The following is a 22,068-nucleotide window of genomic DNA, read 5'->3' on the forward strand; positions in this document are numbered from 1 at the left end:
TCTTCCACTTCACCCACCACGAACGAGCACTTGAAACAGGCTGCGTATCCCGCGAGACGGAAGAAGTCCATCCTGGTCAGAGGCCATTGGCGTTGACATTGGACGAGTGTCCGTTATAACGGATGCGACCGGGGAGACGGCGGGTTCGCGGCGTTCCAACCCACTCCACGTCTGGCAGCTTGCCGCCGTGCGGTAGCGGCCAGGGCCCCATGCGGCTCGAGCCCGGAGGGCTTCAGTGATTCGGCTGCGAAATCTGGTGAAGACCTTCTCCACCGCGAAGGGAGCGGAGAGGGCGCTCGACGGAGTCTCGCTGGAGATCTCCAAGGGCGAGAGGTTCGGGATCATCGGGCGCAGCGGCGCGGGCAAGACGACGCTCTTGAGGACCATCAACCTGCTCGAACGGCCGGAGCAGGGCTCCGTGGAGATTGATGGGAGTGACCTGACGCGGCTCGACGAACCGGCGCTGGCCCTTGCGAGACGCGACATCGGAATGGTGTTCCAGAACTTCGGGTTGCTCTCGCGGCGGACCGTGGCCGGGAACGTCGCCTTGCCGCTCGAGCTGGCTGGCCACTCGCGCGCGGACATTGTTCCGCGGGTGCGCTCGCTGCTGGCGCGGGTGGGACTGAAGGACAAGGAAGAGGCGTGGCCGTCGCAGCTCAGCGGAGGCCAGAAGCAACGCGTGGGGATCGCGCGGGCGCTCGCCACGTCTCCCAAGCTGCTCTTGTGCGACGAGGCCACCTCGGCGCTCGATCCGGAGACGACGACGCAGATCCTCGAGTTGCTGCGCGAGCTCAACGAGGAGCTGGGGCTGACCATCGTCTTCGTCACGCATGAGGGAGACGTCGTCAGGCGGCTCGCGGACCAGGTCGCGGTCATGGAGGGCGGTCGAATCGTCGAGCAGGGTCGCGTCTTCGACATCTTCACGCGGCCCCTCTCGAAGACCGCGCGGAGCTTCGCCGCGGAGCTGGGTGCCTCGCCCATTCCGGAGGCGCTTCGGTTCGAAGCGAAGAGTCGATCGGGCCTCGGAGCGGCCACGTTGATCACCCTGGCGGTGCCCGACGAGTCCGCGCACGAGGCGCTGGTCAGCGAGCTGGTGCGGCGGTTCGAACTCAACGTCGACGTGGTGGCCGGGCGCATCGAGCATATCCAGGGCCGCAGATGGGGAAGCCTGTCCCTGTTGGCCTCGGGCGAGCCCGAGCGGATGGGCGCGGCGATCCACTTCCTGCGCGAACGTCGCATTGGAGTCGAGGTACTCGGCCATGTCGCCGGCGATGCTTGAGTTGCTGGGGAATTCCCTCCTGGAGACGCTGGTGATGGTGGGCGTGTCCAGCGTGCTCGCGGTCGCCGCCGGGCTGCCACTTGGAGTCGGGCTGTTGCTGACCGCTCCCGGCCACCTCTACGAGCGGCCGTGGCTCCACCGGGTCCTCGCGCTCATCGTGAACGCCACCCGCTCCACGCCGTTCATCATCCTCATGGTCAGCATCATTCCGCTGACACGGCTCCTGGTGGGCACTGCCATTGGCACTCGCGCGGCGATCGTTCCGTTGGCCTTCGCCGCGGCCCCGTTCGTGGCGCGGCTCTTCGAGACGGCGCTCCAGGCAGTGGATCGCGAGCTGATTGACGCGGCCCGCTCCCTGGGGGCGACCCGCTGGCAGATCGTCTGGAAGGTGCTGCTCCACGAAGCGCTGCCTGGCCTGATCGCCGCGGTCACCGTCATGGTCATCAGCCTGATCGGCTCCTCGGCGATGGCCGGTGCGGTGGGCGGCGGCGGGCTGGGAGATCTCGGCATCCGCTATGGGTACCAGCGCTTCCAGCCGTGGGTGATGGCCGCCGTGGTGGTGGTGTTGATGGTGCTGGTCAATGCGGTTCAACTCGCCGGCGATGTCCTCGTGCGCCGGCTCTCGCGAAAGTAGGCTCCGATGCTTCGCGGCTTGTTTCTCCTCGTCCTTTGCGTTTCCGCGGTTGCTTCTGCTCAGCCGCGTGTCTTGAAGGTGGGCGTCACCGCCGGGCCCCATGCACAGATCCTCGAGGTGGTCGCTCGCGTCGCCGCCAAGGAAGGCTTGACGGTGAAGATCATCGAGTTCAGCGACTACGTGCAGCCCAACGAGGCGCTGGCGGCCGGTGAGCTCGACGCCAACAGCTTTCAGCACCAGCCCTACCTTGACCAGCAGAACAAGGACCGCGGCTACCGGATTGTCTCCATCGCGCGCACGGTCACCTTTCCCATCGGTGTCTACTCGCGCAAGCACACCTCGCTGCGGCAACTGCCCAAGGGGGCGCGGGTGGCGCTCCCGAATGATCCCACCAACGGTGGGCGCGTCCTCAAGTTGCTCGAGCGCGAGAAGCTCATCCAGTTGCGCAAGGGGGTGGGGATCGACGCCAGCGTCGTCGATGTCGAAGCCAACCCGAAACAGCTCAAGTTCATCGAACTCGATGCCGCGCAGCTCCCTCGCGCGCTCGACGATGTGGACGCGGCGGCGATCAACACCAACTACGCGCTCGAAGCGGGACTCAGTCCCCTGAAGGACGCGCTGGTGAGAGAGGCCGCTGCCTCTCCGTATGCCAACGTGCTCGCCGTGCGCGACAGCCAGCGCTCCCGTCCCGAGTTCCAGGTCCTGGTCCGGGCGTACCACTCGTCCGAGGTCAAGCGCTTCATCGACGAGACGTTTCGCGGCGCCGTCGTGACGGCCTGGTAGGCCGGGCTTTTCCAAGGGGCCAGGTGGCCCTCGGGCCGGACCGTGGCGAGCCGGCCGAGGGGCTTCAGGATGGTGCGGACCCGGATTCGTTCGTTCAGTCAGAGCCGGGTCCGGGTTAAATCAGGGGCCAGAATGGTTCCCGCCGCATTGATGCTCCTGAACCGGCACCTCCCCCGTGGAATGGCGGCCCTGACTCTTCTCCTCGCCTGGGCCGCCGCCGCCGCACCCATCAAACAGGTCCCCGAAGGAGGACGCGCCATCCCCGTCATTCAGCAGGGGGTCGTGTGCGGCCCGGTGGGAGGAGGGTGGTCGCTGTCGGCGGATGGGCGCTCCATCCGGCCGCCTCCTCCAGGTGCCGAGGGGAGCGCGCGGACGCTCGATCTCAAGGTCGCGGAGGACACGTCTCAGTGCGCGTCGAGCCAGGACCTCGTCACCGTCATCGCCACCGGGCCCTTTCCGATCATCGACGCGGCGGGGACGAGCTTCTTTCCGGACGATGGGCGCATCGAGCTGAAGGGACAGCGCCTCCAGGACGTCGCGGTGGGCTGGTTCGTCCCGGTGAAGAATGAGCAGGAGGGCCCCCGCGAAGGCACGGAGCTCTGCCTCAATCCGTCTTCCGGAGCCAGGCAGTCCGAGTGCACCGTGCCCTTGGCGTCCGGTCTCCCCTCGGATGCGGCACTCTTCTGGATTCCGCCCCATGGCAAGCGCGGTCCCGAGGTGACGACCTACGATGCCAACGGCACCCTCGTGGCGCCCGAGTCCTTCCAGCTCCGGCCCGGCCGCATCATCCTGACCCGGCCGCTCTTCCAGTCCAGTGGCGTGGACCTGTCCAAGGGGCCAGGGCGGGTGATGGTCTCCCATCCCGAGGCGGTCGCCTCCGCGGATTGTGCTCCCGCCCGGTGCGAGCCCGCCGAGGATTTCATCGCCATCCGTAACGTCACGGGGCTGGAGGCCCAGATCACCCTGCGCCTGCGGCTCGTCCCTCGCGTCCTGTTGGCTCGCGGGGACGCCTTCGACGCGACGGTTTCCGCCACGTTGCCCGTGCTGTCCTGCCCCCTGACCGCCGTGGAGGGCACCGTGTTGCGCGATGCCGCGGAACCGGCCCTGGTGGTGCGTCTGGATCCGTCCTGTGGACATGATCCCCAGGGCCTGCTCTGGACGGTCAATGGCGAGCGCGCCATGGTGGGGCGTGTGGTGAAGGTCTCCGAGGGCACCTACGTGCTCCTGCGCACGGGGGGCACTTCGTCCCAGCAGGTCACCATCTCGGCGGCCAGTTCTCCCCTCGAGCGGACCGTGGTCGCCTCGACGACCGCGAAGACCCAGGCGCTGCCCTACCCACGCGTCAGTCTCGAGCTGCCGAACCATGGAGCCCTCGACTTCATCCCCACCAATCGTCCCGCGCTCGTGCAGGTCACCGGCAGCGGAGAGCAGGGGCGCTTCGTGTTGCTCCCCATCGAAGGGGCCTATCGCGTCATCACCCAGGGCAACACCACGCTGGTTCACGGAGACACGACCGCGGGTGGATTCGTGTCGCTGCGCTTCGGCTACCGGGTCTCCTCGCTTCCCGGCGAGCTGTCGACCGCGGACCTCGCGCAGGTCGAGGAGCGCGTCCAGCGGGCGGTGCGAGAAGCCAGCGTCCCCACGAACGTCGACAACCTCATCGAGTTCGTCTGCGCGGACAAGGACGGCGTGGATCACCCCATTGAACCGAGCCGTCCCTACCGCATCAACTACGCCATGCGGCACACCTGCCGGGTCATCGTTCATCGCGAGCGGCTCAACCCCGAGGAGGGAATCCAGGAGATCATCCTCCGGATCGATGTCACGAAGCGTGACGGTTCCTCCCGGGGAGAGAGTCACGTCGAGCAGCGGATGCTGCTGCGGCCCGGAGGAGAGGAGCGCATCATCCCCGTCCAGGGCGGCCTCGGTCAGTTCGATCGGATCCTGGTGCAGGTCGCGCATGTCGCCGACGAGTCCCGTTACGCCTTGAGCGCGACGGACCGGACGGGGCTTCCCTCGGCGCAATGGTCGGCCATCGTCGAGGGAGGCTTCCTGCGGCTCTATGCGACGGGCGCCGTTCCCGCGGGCCTCTACCGTGTGACGCAACCCAGCGGTCAGCTCACGCTCAACTTCGGGGTGCTGTCCCGTCTGGTCCTGCTGAACGAAGAAGGTCAGGAGCGGTTGCTGGGAATCGAGATCGGCCTCATGGGGCTGGGGCTCATTCCCCAGTCGAGCGACATCCACTTCCCGCCCACGTTGGCGCTCGTGGGCGGCGTGGGCCTGCGCGTGCCGATCGGCACGGGAGCGGCGGTGGGTGTCCAGGCGTGGATTGCCCACGAGTTCCGGGGCGACGTCACGCGCAACCTGAAGCCCGGCGAGGACCCGAACACCGACCTGCGGGTCCCCTCCAGCAAGTGGTCCTTCATGTTCGGGCCCAGCATTTCGATCGGCGACATCGGGTTCAATCTGTAGCGCGCCGACGCCAGTGCCTCCAGGAGCGGCCGGGCCTTCACTCGGTGAGCGGGCGCGTGGAACCCACGGGCCTCGCGAGCGGAATCGAGCGGGGAGGGGGCCGCGAGGGAGCCTGGCTGGCGCTGGCGACGCTGCTTCCGGGGAGCATACAGTCCGCGCGCCCCGTCCGTTCACCTCCGAGCCCGAACCAGTCCCCGATGAGTCGAGCCGCTACGTTCCTGCTGCGCGTTGCCCTGATGACGGCGTGCCTGTTGCCCCCCGCATCGGTCCTCGCCGCCGAGGCGCCGCCGCCCGAAGCCCACTCCCTGGCGCACATGCACCACACGGCGTGGACCGAGCGTGACGGCGCGCCGGGCAATGCCTACGGTCTCGCGCAGACGCCGGACGGCATGCTGTGGATCGGCTCGCCGCTCGGCCTGTACCGCTTCGACGGCGTGCGCTTCGAGCTCTACACCGCGCCCGACACGGGCCGCCCACTCACCGACGAAGCCTACCGCCTCTACGTCGGCCGCTCGGGCGAGCTGTGGATCGGCCTGCAACTGGGCGGCATCTGCGTGCTGCGCGAGGGGGTGCTCACGCGCTACGGCCAGGAGGATGGCCTCTCCCCGAGCACCGTGACCGACTTCGCGCAGGACCTGGAGGGCAACGTGTGGGCCTCCACCGCGGGCGGCCTGTACCGCTTCGACGGCCGGCGCTGGCAGGCCGTCGAGGAAGGCGGGCTGAAACAGGACAGCAACGTGCAGACCGTGACGGTGGACTCGCGCGGCACGGTGTGGGCGGCCACCTCGTTCCAGATTTTCGCGCGGCCGCGCGGCGCGGCGCATTTCGCGCCGGTGTCGATGCCGCGCGACGCCGCCGGCGGCGAGCGCAACCTGCTCGGCGGCATCAACGTCTGCGTGGATGGCGCGGGTGAGCCCTGGTTCGCCATCGTGACCGGGGGCCTCATGCCATTGGCCGACCGCCAGCGGTGGTTCGACGGCAAGAGCTTCGGCAGCGCGAGCGCCGAGACGCAGGGCATGTGCCTGTTCGATCGCCAAGGCGGCGTATGGATCGCGCTGGAGGAAGGCCTGGCGCGGCTGCCGTCGGCGAGCGCGCTGGCCGGGGCGCCAGGGGCCGGGCCGTTCGCGGACGTGCAGCGCACCAGCTCCGCCGTGCGTCTGAGCGGGAGCACCGTGAACGTTCTGTTCGAAGACCGAGAAGGCAACGTCTGGGTGCTCACCAACGCTGGCATGGACCGCTTCCGCCGGAACAAGGCGGTGCCCGCGCTGCCCGAAGGTCCCCAGTGGCCCAACGTCGCGCTCGCCTCCGCCGCCGACGGCGGGCTGTGGATCGGTACGAGCCGCCACGGCCTCTTTCTGCGCGACGCCTCGGGACAGGTGCGGGGTCCGCTGGACGGCCCGGCGCCGCACAAGTCGATCCTCGTGCTGCACCGCGACCGCGCGGGCGACCTGTGGATCGGCAAGGTCGGCGAGCTGTGGCGCCTGGCCGGCGGCCAGCCGGAGGGCCGTCTGGAGCGCATCGAGCCGCCCGTCGACATCGGCAATCGCGGCAGCGCCGTGCAGGCCATCGCCGAGGACAGCGAGGGCGGCTTGTGGATGTCCTTCCGCGGCCTGGGCGTGCACCGCTGGAAGGACGGCCAATGGAGCGCCAAGGGCGGCGTGGCCGACCTGCCCAATGACACGGTGGTGAGCATCGAGACGGATCCGGCCGGGCGCGTCTGGCTCGGCTACTTCGGCAACCGGCTCGCCCGTGTGGAGCACGGCCGCGCGCGGATGCTGGGTCCGTCCGAGGGACTACAGGTCGGCAATGTCGCCGCGCTGCGGCCCTGGGGCGAGCGGCTGTGGGTGGGCGGCAACGCGGGCGTGGCACTCCATGCGCAAGGCCGCTTCCACGCCCTGGTGCCCTCCAGTGGCCCCGCCTTGCTCGGCGTGTCCGGCCTCGCGCGGACGGCCGAGGGCGAACTGTGGATCCACGGCGCGGGCGGCGCGGTGCGCGTGCCGCGCGAGGAGGTGGAGGCCTTCGCGCGTGACCCCGCCCATGCCGTGCAGGTGGAGCGCTTCACGGCGGACGACGGGCTGGAGGGCTCGCCCGAACCGCTCGGTCCCATTCCCACCCTCCTGCTGGGCGAGGACGGCCAGTTGTGGCTGCCCACCTCCACCCAGCTCTTTCGCATCGACCCGCGGCGCATCGCGCGCAATCCGTTCGCGCCCAGCGTGCGCATCGGTACGGTGACGGCGGCGGGCACGGACTACGCGGCCAGCGAGGGCCTGCGGCTGCCGGCGCTCACCACCTCCTTCGAGATCGACTACACCGCGTTCAGCCTCACCCTGCCCGAGCGCGTGCGCTTCCGCTACCAGCTCGAGGGCGTGGACCCGGGCTGGCGGGAGGCTGGCAACCGGCGGCGCGCATTCTACACCAACGTGGGGCCGGGCTCGTATCGCTTCCGCGTGACGGCCGCCAACAACGACGGCGTGTGGAACGACACCGGCGCCGTCTTCACCTTCACGGTGCGGCCCGCCTTCCACCAGACCCTGTGGTTCTACGCGCTGTGCGCGCTGGCCGCCGCGGCGCTGCTGTGGGGCATCTATCAGTTGCGGCTGCGCCAGGTGGCCGCGCAGTTGCGCGCGCGGTTGGAGGCGCGCTCGCAGGAGCGTGAGCGCATCGCGCGCGAGCTGCACGACACGCTGCTGCAGGGCACGCAGGGCCTCATCCTCAGCATCCAGGGACTGGCCGCCGAGCTGCCCGAGGCGAACCCCACGCGCGGCAGGATCGAGGCGGTGCTGGACCGCGCCGACCTGGTGGTGGAGGAAGCGCGCGACCGCGTGCGCGACCTGCGCGCCGAATACACCGCCGACCAGGACCTGCCGCGAGCCTTCGCCCTGCTGGGCGAAGAGCTCGCGCGCGAGCGTTCCACGCGCTTCGGCGTGCTCGTCAAAGGCACGCCGCGCGACATGCCGGATACCGTGCGCGACGAGGCCTACCGCATCGGCCGCGAGGCGATTCTCAATGCCTTCGCGCATGCACGGGCCCAGGCCATCGAGGTGGAGTTCGTCTACGAGACAGGCGCCTTCCTGCTGCGTGTGCGCGACGACGGCACGGGCATCGACGGGGAGGTGTTGGCGCAGGGCTCGCGGCCCGGGCACTGGGGCCTCGTGGGCATGCACGAGCGCGCGCAGCGCCTGGGCGGGCAGCTGGAGCTGTGGAGCCGCGCGGGCGCGGGCACCGAGGTGCAGCTGCGCCTGCCGGCGGTGATTGCCTACGCGGCGGTGGCGAGGCGCAAGCCTGGGTAGTGGCGCTTCCGCCGCCCGCCTCCAGCACGCTGAAGGGGTGGCGGATTCGGTGCTCGCCTTATCTCAGTGGCAGAGACACATAGGAGGGGCTGTTCGCGGTCGAGGAGAACCTCACCGTGGAGAAGTCCGGCGCCTTGTCCGCGTAGAGCGCATCGACGGTGTCGATGACGAGCGAGAGGCGATGGCCGCTGGGAATGTCATAGGCCGTCGCCGGGAAGTCCACGTCCACGGCATGGGGCTGGCCGGCAATGGCGCCTCGGAGCGTGACCGCGACGTGCGTGACGAGGCTCCCCGAGCCGCCCCAGTCCGAGTCGTAGAGGTAGGCGATGACCGTTGTCTGCCCGGAGTTGCCCGGAGTGACGGTCAGGCTCAGGTGCGGGGCCCCGCGCACGCGTCGCGGGCTCGTGAACCATTCCGACTGCCAGACGGCCGCCTTCGTCCGGTTCACCCCCGGAATCCACGCCGTGGGCGGTTCACCCGTGATGGCCTCCACCCCGTTGGTCAGCAGCGCCACGCCTCCGCTGGCGACGGTGTCATCACCCGCGAGAATCGTCTTGCTCCAGCCCGGCTGCGAGCCCGTCAGGAGGTCTCCCTCATTGCTCCACCCGTACACATCACTCAGGTTGTAGCGCGTGGTGCTCGTCGAGACGGCGCTCCACGACGGGTACGACTCATAGGTGCTCTGGCCCCGGAGCTGGAGCTGCACCGGGTTCTCCGAGGAGATGCCCGTGTCCACGCCGCGCAGGTACTGGTCGAACCAACGGCGCGTGCTCGTCCAGGCGTCATTGGGAATGCCGAAGATGCCGGTCAGCTCGGCGATGGCATGGTCACCCGGGCGGAGTTCGAGCCGCTTCGGCCCCGCCAGCCGGGTGAAGAAGCTGGTGAGCTGGTTCGGCCCGAAGAAGCTGTCGCCGTAGGCGTTGGCCATGAGGATGGCGGGACGGTTCGCGTTGATGCGCTCCAGGTACGTCGCGGCGCTGCGCACCTGGGCGTAGGCGATGACGCTGTCCAGGTTCTGGTTGGCGAGGAAGTCCGAGAGGGCCTGCCGCAGCTCCGCCGAGGGCTGCCCGGTCAATTCCGCCGAGAGCCACAGCAGCCCGGCGCTCTGCAGATGGCGCGTCTGGTTCGCGAACAACGAGTACGTCAGATCCGTCCAACCGCTCATCGCGGCCACGGCGCGGATACGCGAGTCGAAGGCCGAGCCGATCAACGCCATGCCCGCGCCATAAGAGACGCCCGCCGCGCCGATGTGGGCCGGATCCGTGGGAGTATGAGCAAGCGTCCAATTGATGACTTCGCTCAGGTCGCCAATGTCCTTGGGGCCAGCCGTGTCGATGCCACCCCCCGATGAGTAGAAGCCTCGCGGGGTGTACGAGACCACGACGTACCCGGCCTCGGCGAACTGCTGCGCCTGCACGTAGTACTCCAAGGTGGGCAGTGCCCAGCTGGTGATGAAGATGATGGCCGGGTACTGCCCCGGAGCATCGGGCGTGAAGACGTTGCCCTTCAAGGTCACTCCATCACGCACGGTGATGTCGATGACGCGGAAGGACGAAGATGCGGACGCGGGACCGGCGATAACGCACAGAGACAAAACCACGGACACGGCGATTGCTCGCAACCAGGACAAGGCACACCTCCGGTAGAGGGGGACTGGGCACTGCACTCACGAATGAGTTCGACGCTGCTGCCGACCCGGGTCTTGGCCCCGGCGGCCTGTGCCGAGGGGGTTCGACGCGGCCTGCTGGTGGATGCTGCCTCGCGGCAAAAGATTACCTGGCCGTCGCGTCCCCCCTGTCCCTCATCGCCGCCGGTGCGTCGGTCACGGTGGCTGCGCCCTGCGCTCGAGAGCCACCTGCTCGCCTGAAACCTACGAGCACGTAAGTTACGAAAGCGTAATTAGATTGTCAAACCGGATGCTCCAGACAGGCGCGGATGACCGCGAATCCGTTGCGGATGGGTGGCCCTTGAGCGCCCGCTGGCGGCACGCGTGGGGCCAAATCTACTTCTGCGTAGGTTGCCGAGAGTGCCCTCGAGCCATTCCTCATGGCCGAGCCACACGACGCACCGCGAAATGCGGCGCGGGGGTGGAGTCGGGTGTACTAGGGTGTTGTCCATGGCCAGCCGCGCTCAACGCCTTCCCGCCTCTGCCCGACGAGCCCAGCTCATCGATGTCGGACGCTCTGTCTTCGCCCGACGCGGATACGAGGGGGCTTCCGTCGAGGAAATCGCCGAGATGGCGAAGGTGTCCAAGCCCGTCATCTACGAGCATTTCGGCGGCAAGGAGGGCCTGTACGCCGTCATCGTGGACCGCGAGATGGAGTACGTGGTCCGGCGCATCTCCGAGGCCATCGCGCAGGGCAGTGCCCGCGAACGCGTCGAACAGGGAACCCTCGCGTTCCTGACGTATGTGAAGGATCACCCCGACGGCTTCGCCGTCCTCGCGCACGACACACCCATCACCTCTGCTCGCGGTGGGATGTCGTCACTGCTCAACGAGTTGGCCGAGCGCGTCGGCCATATCTTCCTCACCTCGTTCAAGGCTGCGGGCTACGAGCCCAAGGTGGCGCCGATCTACGCACACGCCCTGGTCGGCATGGTCACCTTCGTCGGCCAGTGGTGGAGGGGCGTGCGCAAGCCGCCCGTCGAGGAGGTGGCCGCGCACATCTCGACCCTCGTCTGGAAGGGTCTGCGCCACCTTCCCAAACGTCCGGAGATCGTCTCGAAGCAGCGGAAATGACGCCCGGTCCAATGACAAGCGGACATTGGGATTGGGCATCATGAGTCGCCAGCGGGCGCGGTGTCGAGGATGCGGGCATTTCCACCGGGCGTGAGGTTCCGCTGCGAATTTGCCATCAGCCATCAATCATGGCAATAATCGAGGACACCACTGAAAGCAGGAATATCGCTAAATGACGTTCTCTCGCCTTGGTGTGTCCCTGGCACTCGCCTCATCCCTGGCCGTTCTGACTCCCTTCTCCGCCCAGGCCGAGTTCTGGGAACTGACAGGGGAGCGCGGCTCGCACGATCCCTCCCTGATCAACGAGGGCAGCACCTGGTACGAGTTCCATACGGGACAGGGCATCCAGGTCAAGCGCTCGGACAACGGAACCCGGTGGTACACGGTTCCTCAAATCTTCCTGAATCCGCCCTCCTGGTGGAGCGGCTATGTCCCCAACCAGACGCGCAATGACGTCTGGGCACCCGACGTGCATCTCTACAATGGACGGGTGTGGCTGTACTATTCCATCTCCAGCTTTGGCTCCAACACCTCGGCCATTGGCCTCGTTTCCGCCACCAGCGTGGGCGCGGGGAGCTGGCGGGACGACGGGCTGGTCATCCGGACCACCAGCGCCAACAACTACAACGCCATCGATCCGAACCTGGTGGTTGACGCCTCGGGCAATCCCTGGCTCGCCTTTGGCTCCTTCTGGAGCGGCATCAAGTTGACGCGGCTCGACAAGAACACCATGAAGCCCACCGGCTCGCTCTATTCCATTGCCTCCCGCGCCAATGGAATCGAAGGCCCCAGCATCACCTACCGCAACGGCTACTACTACCTGTTCGCCTCCATCGACGCCTGCTGCCGGGGGGTCGACAGCACGTACAAGATCGTCTACGGGCGCTCCACCAGCATCACCGGTCCCTACCTGGACAAGAATGGAGTGAACATGATGAATGGGGGCGGAACGGTGCTCGATGCCGGCAACACGGTCTGGAAGGGGCCGGGCGGACAGGACATCTACAACAACAACGTCATCGCCCGGCACGCCTACGATGCCACCGACAACGGCGCACCCACGCTGCTCATCAATGATCTGCGCTGGGACTCCTCGGGCTGGCCTCAATACTGAGACCTGCCCGGAGACGGGGCGAGCCGTGGGCCAGCCCCGTTCCAAGGATGCCCTGGCGGGCCCTTTGACCCGCCAGGGAGAACGCATCAGAACAGGTACGTTTGCACGCCCGCGCTGGCGAAGCCGACGATGTCCGCACGGCCATCGCCGCTGACATCCGCGACGGTGCGCGGGTGCTGCTCCACGCGCCAACCTCCGGCGTTGTAGCCGAAGGCCCCCAGCACGAACTGGGCCGGGGCGAAGCCGGTGCCGGTGGACAGCGAGACATAGACGCCCCCCTGACCGAAGCCGATGATGTCCGCACGGCGGTCACCATTGACATCCGCCAGGGTGCGCGGGTGCTGCTCCACGCGCCAACCTCCGGCGTCGTAACCGAAGTCCGCCAGCACGAACTGGGGCGGGGCGAAGCCGGTGCCGGTGGACAGCGAGACAGAGACGCCTCCCTGACCGAAGCCGACGATGTCCGCACGGCCATCGCCATTGACGTCCGCGACGGCGCGCGGGTGCTGCTCTACGCGCCAACCTCCAGCGTCGTAGCCAAAGGCCGCCAGCACGAACTGGGCCGGGGCGAAGCCGGTGCCGGTGGACAGTGAGACATAGACGCCCCCCTGACCGAAGCCGACGATGTCCGCACGGCGATCACCATTGACGTCCGCCAGGATGCGCGGGTGCAGCTCCACGCGCCAACCTCCGGTGTCGTAGCCGAAGTCCGCCAGCCAGAATTGGGCCGGGGCGAAGCCGGTGCCGGTGGACAGCGAGACAGAGACGCCCCCCTGACCGAAGCCGACGATGTCCGCACGGCCATCGCCGCTGACATCCGCGACGGTGCGCGGGTGCTGCTCCACGCGCCAACCTCCGGCGTCGTAGCCGAAGGCCGCCAGTACGAACTGGGCCGGGGCGAAGCCGGTGCCGGTGGACAGAGCGGTGTACACGCCCCCCTGACCGAAGCCGACGATGTCCGCACGGCCATCGCCGTTGACGTCCGCGACGGCGCGCGGGTGCTGCTCCACGCGCCACCCTCCGGCGTTGTAGCCGAAGTCCCGGAGCCATAGGGCGCCACCATAGAACTGGACGACGCCCGCGATGTCGGTCGCACTCAGCTTCCCGCTCCCGTTCCAGTTCGGATTGCAATAGTTCATCACCGACTGGAGGTCCCAGGCGCCAATCATCAGGTTGCCGTTGGAGCCCTGCGCGGGCTCTGTGCAGTTGGACGGCCGGTCCGGACGGTTGTGCTCGTGGGCGAAGCCGAGCGCATGGCCGAACTCGTGCACCGCGATGGCCCGGATGCAGAACTCCCGTGTGGACTGGCAGCTCGTGCTCCAGTTCGCGAAGGTGAAGTTGAGTTCCATGCCGTTGACGAAGCCGTCCAGCCGGCTGCCGAGTTGCTTCACGTGGGGCCCCGTGTCCGCGATGCGGATGCGGATGCCGCGTGAGGCCGAGGTGCACTGGCCCCAGCCGACGAACTCGACCGACGAGGCACTTCCCCACGTGCCCCTGGCCGCATCCTGCACCCAGGCCCGCGCGGTGGCGTCCGCCGCCGTCGGGTTCTCCCAGCAAACGCTGATGCTTGGAGAGCCCCAGATCGAGGTGGTGTCTACATAGAGTTCACTCTCATCGGTCGCACGGGGCTGCTGCTGCTCGACTCGCGCCAGGGTTTCCTCGCTGGCACCACATGCCGCGGTGAGGAGGGATCCCGACAACGCAAGGAGGAATGGCAGGACTGTAGAAGAGGTTATTCTCTGCAAAAGATTCTCGCTGTTCAGGGGCGGGACGGTCCGGCCCCGGCGGCAATAAAACAGAAGTCCTCGCGAGCGGGGTGATCTCATTTCGCGGGCGCGCCACCTGCCTTGCCACCCTGGCATCTGGAATTCTCAGCATTCAAGAGCGGCTCGGATGGCCCCCGGCTCCAGCGCAAGGCGCGCGCCCGTCGGACCTGGGCTCGCTTCAATGGCTCGTCATTCTCAATCATATTCCACCGCGAGGAGAGGGCGCGCGGCTGCGCGGACCGGGATCCGAAAAGCTTTTGGTCATCGAAGGAAATCGGGTGAAATCCACGTGTGATCTCCTCGCGCTCATCCCTCCTGCTCCCGCTGTTGCTCCTCTGCTCCGTGCTGGCCTCCGCCTGCGGCGGCGATGGGTCCGAAGGGGCTCCACTGCCCGGTGTCGGTGACGCGGGCGTGGGCCCCACGGAGGACGCGGGAGACTCCGGCGACGCGGGAGATTCCGGCGACGCGGGCGGCCTGGGGGACGCGGGGATTCCGGATGCCGGCCCGGTGGTGCGTCCCTCCGAGGCCCTGTTCGCCGGCACGAGCATCCCCCTCTTCGAGCTGACCCTGTCGCAGGCGTCCATCGACGCCCTCAACGCGGCTCCGGACACCTACGTGAAGGGCGACCTGCGCTTCGAGCTCGACGGGCAGATCCTCGAGCTGCCGCGGATCGGCGTGCGCCTCAAGGGGCAGCTGGGCTCCGCGCGCAATCTCAATCAGAAGGCGGCCTTCCTGCTCAAGTTCGACAAGTTCCAGAACAAGCAGACGCTGCTCGGCCTGAAGAAGCTCGCCCTCAACAACATGGTGCAGGACCCGAGCATGATCCACGAGCGGCTCGGCTACACCCTGTTCCGCGAGATGAACGTCCCGGCTCCGCGCTCGGCCTACGCCGTGGTGTACCTCAACGGCTCGATGTATGGCCTCTACTCCACCGTCGAGTCGACGGACAACTCCGACTTCCTCGAGCACTGGTTCGGCAGCGATGACGGCAACCTGTACGAGGGCCAGTACGGCAGCGACCTCAACGTCGGCCAGGAGAACACCTTCGACCAGGACAAGGGGGAGGACGTCGGGTTCGCCGACCTGACCCAGCTCGCGCAGGCGCTCGATCAGATGACCAACCCGGCCACGTTCCTCGAGGATGTCTCCCGGGTCATCGACATCGACACCTACGTGCGCTTCGCCGCCACCGAGTTGTTCCTCGGCCACTGGGATGGCTACGCGGCCTACAAGAACAACTTCTATCTCTACCGCCGCCCGTCGGATCTGCGGTGGGTCTTCATCCCCTGGGGCATCGATCAGACCTTCGTCCAGTACACGGATCCCTGGTTGGCCAACGGCCGGGTGCAACAGAAGTGCGTCGCGTCCACGCCCTGCAAGGTGAAGCTGGCGCAGGCCTACACGCAGGTGCTCGAGAGCTCCCTCCGCCTGGATCTGCGGAGCCAGGCCCTGGATCTGGGCTCGCTCATCTGGCCCGCGGTGTACGCGGATCCGCGCAAGGAGGTGAGCGTGGGGACCGTCTACACCAAGATGTCCGAGACGCTCGACTTCCTGGACAAGCGCCCGGCCGACATCCAGTCGCGCGTCGGGTGCGTGGACCCGGCCGCGTGCCCGCGCTGCACCCTCCGGCCCGCGCCCAAGGGCGGCAAGCTGGCCTTCTGCACCCAGGCGCTGAGCGTCCCGGACGCCGAGGCGGACTGCGTCACCCAGGGCGGGCACCTGGTCTCCATCCACGATCAGGCCACCCAGGACGCCGTGTTCGCCGGGGCGCGCGCCCTCTCCACCGGCCCGTGGTGGCTGGGGCTGACGGACCGCACCGTGGAGGGGGACTTCACCTGGCTCGATGGGTCGCCCCGCGACTACACCGCCTGGGCCTCGAGCGAGCCGAACAACTACGGTGGGAGCGAGGACTGCACGCAGATGTACGGCGCGAACGGCGCCTGGAACGACATCTCCTGTGGCGACAAGTCCAACTTCATCTGCGCCCTGCCCTGAGCGGGTCAGGGCGGCAGGGGCGTCATCTGGGCTCCAGGAAGGATTGGCGTCCGGCCGCGGTCCTCGTGCTCGGACCCGAAACAAGAGGCCGAAGCGGAGCGACTCACTCCGCCCACAGCAGGCGCAACGGCAGCTCCAGTGAGCTGAAGGGTTCGGCACGAACGGTCTCCGAGCCCGAGTGCAGCGCACGCAACGAGTAGCGCCGGCCATCGAGCTCGAGCTCCTCCAGGGTGCGCACCTCGGGGTCCACCAGCCACACGTGGCGGATGCCCTCGCGGGCGTAGAGGGGCAGGAGCTGGGCGCGCTCCTCGGGGTGGGTGAGCACCTCGCAGACCCAGTCAGGGGCGAGCGCGATGCCGGAGGTGCCCCGGGGCAGGCGGGGCAGGTGCTCTCGCCGCCAGCCCATCAGGTCCGGGGCGAGGAGACTCTGGCCGAGGTGGATTTCCAACCCGGAGAGCAGGAGCCAGGAGCCGGGGATGCCGCGGCCGGCACCGTAGGTGGAGATGAGCTCCGCGCCGAGCTGGGTGGTGGCATAGGCGTGGAGCGCGGCGGCGCGGGGGTTCACGGGGCGCACGGCCCTCGGGAGGGCCCCCGGCCGGCGGGAGGGATAGGCCTCGAGATGGGCGGTGACAGGGCTTCCGAGCAGGGCGGTCATGGGGCGCCACCATGCCCGGGGGGTCTGACATGGCCCCCCCCAGGCTACGACCGTCGCTCCACGAGCCGGGCGAGCTGCTCCGTGACGGTGCCCCACCCATCGTGGAAGCCCATTTTCTCATGCATGTTTCGATCGGCGTTGCTCTTGTGCATCACGTGGGCGGTGTAGTCGGTGCCCAGCGGATGCTCCCTCAGGGTGATGATCGCGGTCATGAAGGGCTCCTCCGCGGGCCTCCATCCGCCCACCAGGGAGTTCGTGAAGACGAGCCGTTCGAGTTCGTCGATGGCGAGATAGCAACCCCGCAGGTGCGGCATGAAGTCACCACCGTTCTCGCTGAGCAGGGTGACGAGTGAACCGCCGGGACGCAGTTCCATCTCCTGGACCCTGCATCGGGCGGGCGCGGGGACCCACCACTGCTCGAAGCTCGCGCGGTCCGTCCAGGCGCGCCAGATGGCCGACCGGGGCGCCTTGATGACTCGCGAGACGGTCAGGTCGAGTTCTGGATTCAGAGAGGGGCTCATTCCGATTCTTCCTTTTCCTGGAGGGTGGTGACAAACAACTCGAGCCGGTCGGTACGGCCTTCCCAGAGGGCGCGCTGTTCGGCCAGCCAGGCCTCGACATCGGCGAATGGCTTCTTTTGAAGGGCGCATGTCCGCACGCGACCTTCCTTGCGCGTCTGGATCCATCCGCTCTCCTCGAGCAGATGGATGTGTTTCATGAAGGAGGGCAAAGCCATGTCGAAAGGCTTCGCCAGTTCGCTGATGCTCGCGGGGCCCTTGCCCAACCGCCCCAACACCGCGCGGCGAGTGGGATCCGCCAGCGCCTGAAAGATACCGTTCAGCTGCTCCGGATACTGTTCCATGAAGCTAAGTATCATGGTGGGAAAACTTAGCGCAAGGGCTAAGTAATCCTCAGCTGCCCCTCCTGCTCGCGGACCGGGTGGCGGCGGCCCGCACCACGGGTCCGAGGTGCTCACCGGCATCTTCATCCAGGGTACGCTGCTCGGGCACTTGGAGCGCGAAAAGGTCAGCGGACAGCGGGCCCATGGACTTCCGTCATGAGAGCCGCGATGACTGACCAGTGGAGGAGGGAGTTTTATGAGTGAAGCGAGTGTTGTTGCGGTGCCGGGTCTGACCAAGCGTGACTGGATCGCCGTGCAGGTGCTTTCCGCGGCCATCAGCCGCGGAGATCCGCTGGAGGACACCGAGAAGATGGTTCGGTGGGCGTACCGCGTGGCCGCCGCAATGATCAGGACTCAAGAGAAGATCGACAGGGCGGAGGCAGCGCCGCTGCATGCGAGTGCCGATACACCCGAGGGACAGGCGGAGTTGGACCAGGCCAAACGGACACGGGAGGACCTCCTGGGCGATTGATGGCTTTGGTCGTTGGCGAGCAGTGGTTGGGGCAAAAGGGGCCCTTCCGCCCCCCGGACGAGCGGTAGGTCTCGAGGGACGTGGCGGTTGACCCTTTTGCCCCACTCAGTCGCTTCGGCACCAGCGCGCGCCGGGCCTCGCGTGCAACGCGTCTCGGGCTCGTGCATCCACTGAAGAGGCGGGAGCGAGCCGCGAACAGGGGCCTGCTCCTGCACGGTGATCCCGCCGATATCGGGGCCCACCTCGAGGCTTCGAGATACCTCCGCGATAGGGAGCAAACATGAGCACTCTGGTCGTTGTCGCCACCATCACCGCCACGGCTGGGCAGCAGGACCTCGTGCGGTCCGCCTTGGAGAGAGTCGTGCCACCGAGCCGCGCGGAGGCTGGGTGCCTGCGCTATGAACTCCACCGCGACAATTCGGACACGGCACGCTTCGTGATGCTGGAGGAATGGCACGGCGCCGAGGCCTTGCGGCAGCACGAAGCGACACCGCACTTCCAGGCGCTCATCGCGGCGATTGGCGGGCAGGCTCAAGTGCACGTCGCGAAGCTGACGAAGCTCGCCTGAACCCACCCCTCCTCTACGTCCGCGTCCCCGCGCTCAGACCCGGGTGCCCAGATAGGCGTTCTGCACCTTCGGATTGGACAGGAGCGCTTCGGCCGAGTCCTCCATGACGAGCCGGCCCACCTCCATCACGTAGCCCCGGTGGGCCAGCTTCAGGGCCGCGCGGGCGTTCTGCTCGACCAGGACGATGGTGACGCCCGTCGTCTGGTTGATCTCCCGAAGGGTCTGGAAGATCGCCTTCACCAGCAGCGGCGCGAGCCCCAGCGAGGGCTCGTCCAGCAGGAGGATGCGCGGGTTGGCCATGAGCGCCCGCCCGATGGCGAGCATCTGCTGCTCGCCCCCCGAGAGCGTCCCCGCCAGTTGCGTGCCTCGCTTCTCCAGGACCGGGAAGAGCCGGTGGATCCACGCCAGCGTCTCGGCGATCCCCGGCTTGTCCGTCCGGGTGAAGGCACCGAGCATCAGGTTCTCGCGGACGGTGAGGGTGGCGAAGATGCGCCGCCCCTCCGGGGCCTGGGCGATGCCTCTCTTCACCAGCTCGTGCGCCGGGAGGGCGTGGATGGGCTTTCCCTCGAACAGGATCTCCCCCGCCGAGGGGCGGATCAGACCACTGATGGCCCGCAGGGTGGTGGTCTTCCCCGCGCCATTGGCGCCGAGCAGGGTGACGATCTCCCCCCGCCGCACCGTGAGCCCGATGCCGTGGAGCGCCTCCACGTTCCCGTACTTCACCCTCAAGTCCTTCAGCTCCAGGAGCGGTTCGGCCATCGCTAGACCTCCTCCGTTCCCAGGTAGGCTTCGATCACCTTCGGATCCTTCCGGACGGCCGCGGGAGGCCCCTCGGCGATCTTCTCGCCATACTCCAACACCACGAGGTGCTCGCAGGCTCGCATGACCAGGCTCATGTCGTGCTCGATGAGCAGGAGGGTGATTCCCCGCTGCTGGATCTTCCGGATCAGCTCGACGAGCTGGTCCGTCTCCTGCTCGTTCATGCCGCCCGCGGGCTCGTCGAGGATGAGCAGCTTGGGCTCGGTCGCCAGCGCCCGGGCGATCTCCAGGCGGCGCTGGTCCCCGTAGGACAGGTTCTTCGCCTGCTCCATCGCCCGGCCGTGCAGCCCCACGAAGGCGAGTTCCTCCATCGTCCGGGCCACCGCCTCGCGCTCCTCGCGGACCTGTCCGGGCAGACGCAACAAGGCCGACAGGAGCCCGGCGTGGGTGCGGCAATGGCGTCCGGCGAGCACGTTCTCCACGGCGGAGAGCTGCTGGAAGAGGCGGATGTTCTGGAAGGTCCGGGCCACTCCCAGCGACACGATCTGATGGGGCCTCAACCCCACCAGGGAGCGCTCCTTGAACCGGACCGTTCCGCGATCCACGCGGTAGTTGCCCGTGATGAGGTTGAAGGTCGTGGTCTTCCCCGCGCCGTTCGGGCCGATGAGCCCCACCACGGAGCCCTCGGCGACCTCGAAGGAGACGTCGCGCACGGCGGTCAGTCCACCGAAGGCCTTGGTGATCCCCCGGACCTCGAGAAGGGCGCTCATGGTGCGGCCTTGGCCCGTTGGAGGTCGGACTTCTTGAAGCGCACGGTCCGCAAGGGCAACAGCCCCTGCGTGCGGAACACCATCAACACCATCATCACCAGGCCAAAGACGAGCATTCGCGCCGAGGCGAAGCCGCGAAAGAGCTCCGGCAGTCCCACCACCAGGAAGGCACCGAGGAGCACCCCGGGAATGGAGCCGGAGCCGCCGAGGATGACGATCAGGAAGAGGAGGACGGACTCCCAGAAGCTGAACGACTCCGGGGAGATGATCGTCATCTTCGCGGCGTAGAGGTTGCCAGTCATTCCCGCCCAGGCCGCCCCCAGGGCGAAGGCCAGGAGCCTGTAGCGGCCCGTGTTCACGCCACTGCCCTCGGCGGCCACCGGATCCTCCCGGAGGTAGTTCAGTGCCCGCCCGAACCGCGACTGCTCCAGCCGGTGGAAGAGGAAGACCGTGAGCGCCACGAAGGCCCAGATGAGATAGAAGAACTCATGCGGGCGGCGGATCTTCAGGCCGAAGAGGGTAGGGCGCGCGATGCCGAAGAGCCCGTTCGACCCGCCCGTCAGGCCGAACACATCGTTCACCAGGGCGATGCGCACGATCTCTCCCAGCCCGATCGTCACGATGAGCAGGTAGTCCCCCCGCAGGTGGATGACGGGGCGGGCCACCAGCGCCGCGAAGAGCGCCGCCACCAGTCCGCTCACCGGCAGGGCCCACAGCGTGGGCAGGCCCAGCCGGGTGTTGAGGATCGCCGTGGTGTACGCGCCCACGGCGTAGAAGGCGGCATGGCCCATGTTGAAGAGCCCGGCGTCGCCCAGGATGATGTTCAGGCTCAAGGCCAGCAGGGCGTAGAGGCCCACGCTGTTGAGCACGTCCACCCAGTACGCGTCCAGGACGAGCGGGGCCCCGAAGAGCACCAGGGTGAGGACCGCGTAGGACACGAGCAGGCCGCGGCTCATACCTTGTCCGCCACCCGCTCGCCCAGCAGCCCCGTGGGACGAACGATCAGGATGAAGATGAGCACGAGGAAGGAGAGCGCGTCCTTCCACGCGAGGGAGAGGTAGGCCGCGCCCAGGGCCTCGATGACGCCCAGCAGCAGGCCACCCACCATCGCACCGGGGATGTTGCCAATCCCTCCGAGGATGGCCGCGGTGAACGCCTTCATCCCGTAGAGCCAGCCCATCGTGAAGCTGACCTGCCCGTAGTAGAGGCCAACGAGCAGCCCGGCGGCGCCGCCCAGGGCGGGACCGATCAGGAACACGAGGAGGATGACCCGGTTCACGTCGATGCCCATGAGGCGGGCGGCTCCCTGGTCGATCGCCGCCGCCCGGATCGCGGTGCCAATCTTCGTCTTCTGCACGAAGAGGTAGAGGACCGCCATCATGACGACCGAGGCCAGCACGACGACGATCCGCATGAGGGGCACCTCGAGCCCGAGCACGTTCACCGTCGCTTGCGGAAGCAGATCCTCCGGGTAGACGTGGACGCGGGCGCCGTAGAGGAGCATGAGCGCGTTCTGCAGGAAGATGGACGCGCCGAGCGCCGACACCACGGCCGACAGCCGGGGCGAGTCCCGGAGGGGCCGGTACACCGCGCGCTCGAGCACGGCGCCGATGAGCGCGACGAGCCCCATGACCATCACGGCCAGGAGGACCAGCCCCGCCACCAACCCCAGCCGGTCCTGGAGGAAGAAGGAGGTGAGGAGGGTCATCCCGAGGTAGGCGCCGTACGTGAAGAGGTCGCCGTGGGCGAAGTTGATGAGCTTCATCACCCCGTAGACCATGGTGTAGCCGAGGGCGATGAGCGCGTAGATGCCCCCGACGGCCAGTCCGTTGGTGAGCTGCTGGAAGAAGTGCTCCATGTGGGTTGGCGC

Annotated in this window: 19 protein-coding genes; 10 read left to right on the plus strand and 9 right to left on the minus strand. The window is 67.8% G+C overall.

Going from position 1 to position 22,068, the window contains the following annotated elements:
* Window positions 1–235 precede the first annotated feature (235 nt).
* From D187_RS41045 to D187_RS41065, 5 genes are all read left to right on the plus strand, one after another.
* The gene (locus D187_RS41045) at window positions 236–1,279 is read left to right on the plus strand and encodes a methionine ABC transporter ATP-binding protein (protein ID WP_002622208.1); all 1,044 of its coding nucleotides are present in this window, start codon (window positions 236–238) and stop codon (window positions 1,277–1,279) included.
* Entirely contained in the window at window positions 1,260–1,913 is a 654-nt protein-coding gene (locus tag D187_RS41050) for a methionine ABC transporter permease (protein WP_002622209.1), read from the plus strand. The genes D187_RS41045 and D187_RS41050 overlap by 20 nt, the downstream gene beginning before the upstream one ends.
* A 6-nt stretch (window positions 1,914–1,919) precedes the next feature.
* A complete protein-coding gene (locus D187_RS41055; protein ID WP_002622210.1) occupies window positions 1,920–2,696 on the plus strand; it encodes a MetQ/NlpA family ABC transporter substrate-binding protein in 777 nt (258 codons plus the stop codon).
* 180 nt (window positions 2,697–2,876) lie between these two features.
* Complete coding sequence (locus D187_RS41060; RefSeq protein WP_002622211.1) at window positions 2,877–5,168, plus strand: hypothetical protein; 2,292 nt, start codon at window positions 2,877–2,879, stop codon at window positions 5,166–5,168.
* Between the two features lie 197 nt (window positions 5,169–5,365).
* On the plus strand, window positions 5,366–8,458 hold the full coding sequence (locus D187_RS41065) for a sensor histidine kinase (RefSeq protein WP_155893957.1): 3,093 nt from the start codon (window positions 5,366–5,368) through the stop codon (window positions 8,456–8,458).
* 58 nt (window positions 8,459–8,516) lie between these two features.
* On the opposite strand, the gene D187_RS41070 is transcribed toward D187_RS41065, so the two are convergent.
* Window positions 8,517–10,088 (minus strand): CocE/NonD family hydrolase, encoded by a 1,572-nt coding sequence (locus D187_RS41070; protein ID WP_002622214.1) that lies wholly within the window; start codon window positions 10,086–10,088, stop codon window positions 8,517–8,519.
* Window positions 10,089–10,574: 486 nt separating this feature from the next.
* On the opposite strand from D187_RS41070, the gene D187_RS41075 reads away from it, so the two are divergent.
* Both D187_RS41075 and abnA read left to right on the plus strand, forming a co-directional pair.
* Window positions 10,575–11,198, plus strand: a complete 624-nt coding sequence (locus D187_RS41075) for a TetR/AcrR family transcriptional regulator (protein WP_076606327.1) — start codon at window positions 10,575–10,577, stop codon at window positions 11,196–11,198.
* A 172-nt stretch (window positions 11,199–11,370) separates the two neighbouring features.
* Window positions 11,371–12,312, plus strand: a complete 942-nt coding sequence (abnA, locus tag D187_RS41080; RefSeq protein ID WP_002622218.1) for an arabinan endo-1,5-alpha-L-arabinosidase AbnA — start codon at window positions 11,371–11,373, stop codon at window positions 12,310–12,312.
* 86 nt (window positions 12,313–12,398) lie between these two features.
* On the opposite strand, the gene D187_RS41085 is transcribed toward abnA, so the two are convergent.
* Complete coding sequence (locus tag D187_RS41085) at window positions 12,399–14,012, minus strand: FG-GAP-like repeat-containing protein (protein WP_211241638.1); 1,614 nt, start codon at window positions 14,010–14,012, stop codon at window positions 12,399–12,401.
* Window positions 14,013–14,369: 357 nt separating this feature from the next.
* Between D187_RS41085 and D187_RS41090 the strand changes: the two genes are divergently transcribed.
* On the plus strand, window positions 14,370–16,073 hold the full coding sequence (locus D187_RS41090) for a CotH kinase family protein (RefSeq protein WP_002622220.1): 1,704 nt from the start codon (window positions 14,370–14,372) through the stop codon (window positions 16,071–16,073).
* A gap of 103 nt (window positions 16,074–16,176) precedes the next feature.
* Here the strand turns inward: D187_RS41090 and D187_RS41095 are convergent, their stop codons facing one another.
* From D187_RS41095 to D187_RS41105, 3 genes are read right to left on the minus strand one after another with little or no spacing between them, the layout of a single operon-like run.
* Window positions 16,177–16,728 (minus strand): Uma2 family endonuclease, encoded by a 552-nt coding sequence (locus D187_RS41095; RefSeq protein WP_002622221.1) that lies wholly within the window; start codon window positions 16,726–16,728, stop codon window positions 16,177–16,179.
* A gap of 44 nt (window positions 16,729–16,772) precedes the next feature.
* Complete coding sequence (locus tag D187_RS41100) at window positions 16,773–17,249, minus strand: SRPBCC family protein (RefSeq protein WP_002622222.1); 477 nt, start codon at window positions 17,247–17,249, stop codon at window positions 16,773–16,775.
* Entirely contained in the window at window positions 17,246–17,590 is a 345-nt protein-coding gene (locus tag D187_RS41105) for an ArsR/SmtB family transcription factor (protein ID WP_002622223.1), read from the minus strand. Before D187_RS41105 ends, D187_RS41100 begins: the two co-directional genes overlap by 4 nt.
* 235 nt (window positions 17,591–17,825) lie before the next feature.
* Between D187_RS41105 and D187_RS41110 the strand changes: the two genes are divergently transcribed.
* Together D187_RS41110 and D187_RS41115 are read left to right on the plus strand one after the other, a co-directional pair.
* Window positions 17,826–18,101 carry a hypothetical protein gene (locus tag D187_RS41110; RefSeq protein ID WP_002622224.1) on the plus strand — a complete coding sequence of 92 codons (276 nt, stop codon included), beginning with the start codon at window positions 17,826–17,828 and terminating at the stop codon, window positions 18,099–18,101.
* A 280-nt stretch (window positions 18,102–18,381) separates the two neighbouring features.
* Window positions 18,382–18,669, plus strand: coding sequence for a putative quinol monooxygenase (locus D187_RS41115; protein WP_043434198.1), 288 nt, complete (start codon window positions 18,382–18,384; stop codon window positions 18,667–18,669).
* A 33-nt stretch (window positions 18,670–18,702) separates the two neighbouring features.
* Here the strand turns inward: D187_RS41115 and D187_RS41120 are convergent, their stop codons facing one another.
* From D187_RS41120 to D187_RS41135, 4 genes are read right to left on the minus strand one after another with little or no spacing between them, the layout of a single operon-like run.
* On the minus strand, window positions 18,703–19,428 hold the full coding sequence (locus D187_RS41120) for an ABC transporter ATP-binding protein (RefSeq protein ID WP_002622226.1): 726 nt from the start codon (window positions 19,426–19,428) through the stop codon (window positions 18,703–18,705).
* 2 nt (window positions 19,429–19,430) lie between these two features.
* Entirely contained in the window at window positions 19,431–20,198 is a 768-nt protein-coding gene (locus D187_RS41125) for an ABC transporter ATP-binding protein (protein WP_002622227.1), read from the minus strand.
* On the minus strand, window positions 20,195–21,154 hold the full coding sequence (locus D187_RS41130; RefSeq protein ID WP_002622228.1) for a branched-chain amino acid ABC transporter permease: 960 nt from the start codon (window positions 21,152–21,154) through the stop codon (window positions 20,195–20,197). The genes D187_RS41125 and D187_RS41130 overlap by 4 nt, the downstream gene beginning before the upstream one ends.
* Window positions 21,151–22,056 carry a branched-chain amino acid ABC transporter permease gene (locus D187_RS41135; RefSeq protein WP_002622229.1) on the minus strand — a complete coding sequence of 302 codons (906 nt, stop codon included), beginning with the start codon at window positions 22,054–22,056 and terminating at the stop codon, window positions 21,151–21,153. The genes D187_RS41130 and D187_RS41135 overlap by 4 nt, the downstream gene beginning before the upstream one ends.
* Between the last annotated feature and the right edge of the window lie 12 nt (window positions 22,057–22,068).

This window comes from Cystobacter fuscus DSM 2262, assembly GCF_000335475.2.
Taxonomy (GTDB): Bacteria; Myxococcota; Myxococcia; order Myxococcales; family Myxococcaceae; genus Cystobacter; species Cystobacter fuscus.

What these genes read in the sequence shown, in the direction of transcription:
- D187_RS41135 (WP_002622229.1), bottom strand. Translation starts at nt 22,056, where the DNA reads ATGGAGCACTTCTTCCAGCAGCTCACCAACGGACTGGCCGTCGGGGGC.
- abnA (WP_002622218.1), top strand. Translation starts at nt 11,371, where the DNA reads ATGACGTTCTCTCGCCTTGGTGTGTCCCTGGCACTCGCCTCATCCCTG.
- D187_RS41130 (WP_002622228.1), bottom strand. Translation starts at nt 21,154, where the DNA reads ATGAGCCGCGGCCTGCTCGTGTCCTACGCGGTCCTCACCCTGGTGCTC.
- D187_RS41100 (WP_002622222.1), bottom strand. Translation starts at nt 17,249, where the DNA reads ATGAGCCCCTCTCTGAATCCAGAACTCGACCTGACCGTCTCGCGAGTC.
- D187_RS41095 (WP_002622221.1), bottom strand. Translation starts at nt 16,728, where the DNA reads ATGACCGCCCTGCTCGGAAGCCCTGTCACCGCCCATCTCGAGGCCTAT.
- D187_RS41055 (WP_002622210.1), top strand. Translation starts at nt 1,920, where the DNA reads ATGCTTCGCGGCTTGTTTCTCCTCGTCCTTTGCGTTTCCGCGGTTGCT.
- D187_RS41060 (WP_002622211.1), top strand. Translation starts at nt 2,877, where the DNA reads ATGGCGGCCCTGACTCTTCTCCTCGCCTGGGCCGCCGCCGCCGCACCC.
- D187_RS41125 (WP_002622227.1), bottom strand. Translation starts at nt 20,198, where the DNA reads ATGAGCGCCCTTCTCGAGGTCCGGGGGATCACCAAGGCCTTCGGTGGA.
- D187_RS41105 (WP_002622223.1), bottom strand. Translation starts at nt 17,590, where the DNA reads ATGGAACAGTATCCGGAGCAGCTGAACGGTATCTTTCAGGCGCTGGCG.
- D187_RS41050 (WP_002622209.1), top strand. Translation starts at nt 1,260, where the DNA reads ATGTCGCCGGCGATGCTTGAGTTGCTGGGGAATTCCCTCCTGGAGACG.
- D187_RS41110 (WP_002622224.1), top strand. Translation starts at nt 17,826, where the DNA reads ATGAGTGAAGCGAGTGTTGTTGCGGTGCCGGGTCTGACCAAGCGTGAC.
- D187_RS41065 (WP_155893957.1), top strand. Translation starts at nt 5,366, where the DNA reads ATGAGTCGAGCCGCTACGTTCCTGCTGCGCGTTGCCCTGATGACGGCG.
- D187_RS41075 (WP_076606327.1), top strand. Translation starts at nt 10,575, where the DNA reads ATGGCCAGCCGCGCTCAACGCCTTCCCGCCTCTGCCCGACGAGCCCAG.
- D187_RS41115 (WP_043434198.1), top strand. Translation starts at nt 18,382, where the DNA reads ATGAGCACTCTGGTCGTTGTCGCCACCATCACCGCCACGGCTGGGCAG.
- D187_RS41120 (WP_002622226.1), bottom strand. Translation starts at nt 19,428, where the DNA reads ATGGCCGAACCGCTCCTGGAGCTGAAGGACTTGAGGGTGAAGTACGGG.